Annotated in this window: 1 protein-coding gene and 1 pseudogene; both read right to left on the bottom strand. The window is 71.4% G+C overall.

All coding sequences use genetic code 11. From position 1 onward, the window contains the following. Complete coding sequence (locus ACZ7L5_RS45175; RefSeq protein WP_471524957.1) at positions 1-963, bottom strand: electron transfer flavoprotein subunit alpha/FixB family protein; 963 nt, start codon at positions 961-963, stop codon at positions 1-3. A gap of 74 nt (positions 964-1,037) precedes the next feature. Further along, positions 1,038-1,216: pseudogene (locus ACZ7L5_RS45170) on the bottom strand (electron transfer flavoprotein subunit beta); the annotation flags it as partial.

Here is a 1,216-nt window from a genome sequence, read left to right as displayed (position 1 = left end):
TCAGCCCTTGCGGGTCTTGATCTCCTCGGTCAGGGTCGGGACGACGTCGAAGAGGTCGCCGACGACGCCGTAGTCGACCAGGTCGAAGATCGGGGCCTCGGCGTCCTTGTTGATCGCCACGATCGTCTTCGAGGTCTGCATACCGGCGCGGTGCTGGATCGCGCCGGAGATGCCGGAGGCGATGTACAGCTGCGGGGAGACCGACTTGCCGGTCTGGCCGACCTGGTTGGTGTGCGGGTACCAGCCCGCGTCCACCGCGGCACGCGAGGCGCCGACGGCCGCGCCGAGCGAGTCGGCGAGGGCCTCGATGATCGCGAAGTTCTCCGCGCCGTTGACGCCACGGCCACCGGAGACCACGATCGCGGCCTCGGTCAGCTCCGGACGACCGGTGGACTCACGCGGCGTGCGGCCGGTGACCTTGGTGCCGGTCGCCTGGGCGGAGAAGGACACCGACAGGGCCTCGACCGCGCCGGCGGCCGGGGCGGCCTCCACGGCGGCCGAGTTCGGCTTGACCGTGATGACCGGGGTGCCCTTGGAGACACGGGACTTGGTGGTGAAGGACGCGGCGAACACCGACTGGGTGGCCACCGGGCCCTCGTCGCCGGCCTCGATGTCGACGGCGTCGGTGATGATGCCGGAGCCGATGCGCAGCGCCAGACGGGCGGCGATCTCCTTGGCCTCCGCGGAGGACGGCACCAGGACGGCGGCCGGGGAGACGGCCTCGACGGCGGCCTGGAGGGCGTCCACCTTCGGGACGACCAGGTAGTCGGCGTACTCGGCGGCCTCGTGGGTGAGGACCCGAGCCGCGCCGTGCTCGGCGAGCGTGGCGGCGGTGTCGGCGGCGCCGTTGCCCAGCGCGAGGGCGACGGGCTCACCGACGCGGCGGGCCAGGGTCAGCAGCTCCAGGGTGGGCTTGCGGACGGCACCGTCCACGTGGTCGACGTAGACGAGAACTTCAGCCATGGGATTGCTCTCCTGCGGATTGCGAAGGCTTAAGGGGCGGAAGGGGTGTTGAGCCTCAGCGGGCCGACGGACCCTTAGATGAACTTCTGGCTCGCGAGGAACTCGGCGAGCTGCTTGCCGCCCTCGCCCTCGTCCTTGACGATCGTGCCGGCGGTGCGGGCCGGACGCTCGGCCGCGCCGTCCACGACGGTGTACGCACCCTCCAGGCCGACCTCCTCGGCCTCGATGTCGAGGTCGGACAGGTCCCAGGACT

The sequence above is a fragment of the Streptomyces sp. NPDC107528 genome (genome assembly GCF_055639295.1).
The sequence above is the reverse complement of the archived record's forward strand: the minus strand, read 5'-3'. Positions and strand labels throughout refer to the sequence as shown.

Excerpts from the sequence above, each read along its gene's own strand:
- ACZ7L5_RS45175 (WP_471524957.1), bottom strand. The coding sequence starts at position 963 with ATGGCTGAAGTTCTCGTCTACGTCGACCACGTGGACGGTGCCGTCCGC.